Here is a 3,322-nt window from a genome sequence, read left to right as displayed (position 1 = left end):
GGGTCGCAATTCGACTATATTGCTGCAATACACCAAGATCGCGCGCATCCACATGCGCATATCGTTCTGAACCGCCGCAGCAAGGATGGCGAAATGTTCTTTCTCGGGAAGGATCACCACTTCAACTACGACGCCTTCCGGCTGGCGATGGTCGAGGCGGCGCAGGTCCACGGGATCCGGCTCGAGGCGACACGGCGTCTTGACCGGGGGGTCACGACCTACCGCGCCGAGATTGATGAGGTCTACAAGGCCCGTGACGAAGGTCGGCCCCCTGTCGAGCGGCAACGCACGGGGGCCGATCTGGCCGCAGCCCTGGAGACGGTGGTGCGCAATGTGCTGACCTATCGGGGGTTGGCTGCCGAGGCGTCCCGGTCGAACTTCGATGACGTGGCCGAGGCACTCGAGCGGGCCAGCACCATCCTTACCACTGGCGGTCAGATTCAATCTGACGGAGCCATCTACATGTCCCAAGACGAAACGGCGTTCGACACGCTGATCACCGAGTTTTCTCAAAATATCCGTCAGATCGAAGCGGCGATCGACAGGGCACCCGCATCCGAGAGGCCGGAGATCGAGCGCAAGCTCACCGATGTGCTGGTATCCGTCGCACATCTCAATCCGCTCGGGGACCGCTCGGCCGCACTCCTCGACGCACCATCCCCGGACGGGGTCTATGCGCGGGCCAATATGCGCGAGGGCCAGCTCGGACGCTTCGACGACGATGCGATCAAGGCGCGCCTCAGCGAGGCGCTGCAGGGCACAGGTATTGACCCCGACGCCGTCGCCGCCCGCATGCGCGAAGGTGCCGGCAACGCAGCACTCGAACGGCAGTGGTTGGCGCAGGATCTGCGTGCCATTGCCAAGGCGGGCGATCTCGACTTGGAGAAGGGCGAGGACCGCGAGGAAGCACTGGACCGGCTGGAAGCCGTCCATGTCCGCCTGGGCGACACTTTGACTGACGCGCGCATCCTGCGGGCGATAGACGATGTGGATGAGACGGAGGATGGCGAGGTTGCTCTCGCTGAGCGTCTTACACTGCCGGAGCGCGATCTCGCTAACGAACGGCCTGACGCCTTTGCCCCGTCCGAGCGCCGGGATTTCCAAGACCTCGTCGCCCAGTACCGCCGGACAGATTTCGACCACCCCTTCTCGGACGACCCTTCCGTGCGCCGGGCCGGTGCCGTCGAGGTGGAAGAAGCCCGCGCCGCCTTCAACGCCTTTGCACAACGATCGCCTGATCATGCTGAACTGGCCTCGATGGCTTGGGACAAGATCACCGACAGTCGCAAGCCGCAGGAATACGCCGTCGAGGAGAAAGATCGGACGCTTCATGCTGGCGACATGGATCTTGCTTTGCGGGACCCCTACGACCGCTTGGGCCCGATCACCGAGGACATACGTATTCTCGCGCTCTACCGCACGGAAATGCCCGAAGAGGAGTTTGGTGCGGCAGTTCAGGAGGAGGTCAACCGGCTGCGCGCCATGGGGGCGTCGCGCGCCTACATCAGTGAGCGTAGCCTCGAGATCGAGGACCAGGCGCGGCAAGACTATGCCGAGCGTCGATATCTCGCCGAGATGACGCCTGCTGTCGCCGAATATTTGCGCCGGGCAGAAGCCGGCGATCCGGCGCCAATGTCAGAGGCGGAGCAGCAGCGCTTCGTCGCGCAGATCGACAAGAGCCTGACGCCTGACGCTGTTGCAGCGTTGCGTGCAGGCAATGCCGAGGTACTGGACAAGTTCAGTCAGGAGCCGCTGCGCCAGCTTGAACTCGCCAAGGCCTATCTCGAGAGCAGCGAGGTGACCGCCCACGGCCCTGCCATGGAGCGGGTTCTCGACGCATTGGCCGAGGAACAGATCGAGGCGCAGCGCGCGCGTCACGTCGTGGCACATGGCGAGAAGGGGATCACCCATGGATAGGGGCAAGATCGCGGGCGGGATCCTGAGCCTGACGCTGGTCGGCCTCGCCATCGGCTACGTCGTCGCCACAGGCTACCTGACCATCCGTTACGAGCTGTCGACGCAGCACTTCGACATTACCCTGCTTGCGCGGGAGTACCGGGCGCTTGGGCTAACCGCCCCGCGCGACTTTCTCTGGGTAAACCTCATCCTCGCAGGCTTTGGGATAGCAGCGCTCCTGCTGAGCGTCACGCTTCTGGGCGATGCCCTGACGCGCTTCGGCACGACCCATTGGCAGACCCGGGGCGAGATGAGGCGCAATGGCTTCTTCGCCAAACCGGGCGGCGGCTTCCTTCTGGGCAAGCTCGGCCCTCCGAAATCGAAGCGCCCTTTCCTCGTGTCCAAGACCTTTCCGCATGCGCTGATCGTGGCCCCAACGGGTCGGGGCAAAGGTGTGGGCTTCGTGATCCCGAACCTGCTCACCTACAAGGGCTCCGCCGTGGTGCTCGACGTAAAGGGCGAGAACTTTCGCGAGACCTCCCGCTTTCGCGGCAGCATGGGCGACAAGGTGTTTCGCTTCGCGCCGACGGACTGGGATCGGCCAACACACCGCTACAACCCGTTGGCCCGGATCGCCGCCATGACCAACCCCGACCGGCAACAGATGGAACTGAAGCTCACGGCCAAGCTCTTCCTGCAGACCGACAACGAAAAGTTGAGCGGTCTTCTGGCAGGTGGCATCGACCTGTTCGTCGCGGCTGGCCTTCTGGCCTTCGAGCGCGGCGTACCGACCATCGGCGAGATCTACCGGATTACCGCCTCGGGTGGCGACAAGCAGAAGGAATATCTGAAGCGCGCGCAGGAGGTAAAGAACGCCTCGGCCAAGCTGATCTTCGAGCGCATGGCTTCAACCAACAACGACACCCTGACCTCCTACCTCTCGCTCTTGATGACCTCGGGTCTCGATACCTGGGACAACCGGGCGATCGACGCGGCAACCGCGACCTCAGATTTCTCCTTCCGGGACATTCGGCGGCGGCCGCACGCAATTTATCTCGTGGTCGAGTCCGAGATGATCCGACCTCTCGCTCCGCTTATCCGGCTGTTCTTCTCGGACCTGATCGCCTCGCTGCAGGCGCAGGAGCCGAGCGATGATGAGCCTTGGCCGGTGATGATCATGCTCGACGAGTTCGACCGACTCGGAAAAATGCCGATCGTCGCCGAGAGCATTAAGACGCTGCGCTCTTTCGGTGGGAACCTCGCCATTGTCACCCAGACCATCCCGGCGCTGGACGAGATCTATGGCGAGAACACGCGCCGTTCCCTGCAGGGCGGCGCGGGCGTGAAGCTCTACCTCACCCCGTCCGAGCAGAAGACCATCGAAGAGTTAAGCCAGGCCGTGGGCAAGACCACCAAGCGCGTGGTC

Annotated in this window: 2 protein-coding genes; both read left to right on the top strand. The window is 63.4% G+C overall.

Going from position 1 to position 3,322, the window contains the following annotated elements; translation table 11 throughout:
* Window positions 1-1,917, top strand: a 1,917-nt coding sequence (locus tag Q8M85_RS23385) for a relaxase/mobilization nuclease domain-containing protein (protein ID WP_305545443.1), incomplete at its 5' end; no start/stop codon positions are given.
* Window positions 1,910-3,322 (top strand): type IV secretory system conjugative DNA transfer family protein (locus tag Q8M85_RS23380; RefSeq protein WP_305545440.1); only part of this gene is annotated, 1,413 nt, incomplete at its 3' end. The genes Q8M85_RS23385 and Q8M85_RS23380, both read left to right, overlap by 8 nt.

The organism is Tabrizicola sp., from assembly GCF_030694085.1.
Lineage (GTDB): Bacteria > Pseudomonadota > Alphaproteobacteria > Rhodobacterales > Rhodobacteraceae > Tabrizicola.
This window is presented reverse-complemented; position numbering and strand designations above follow the sequence as displayed.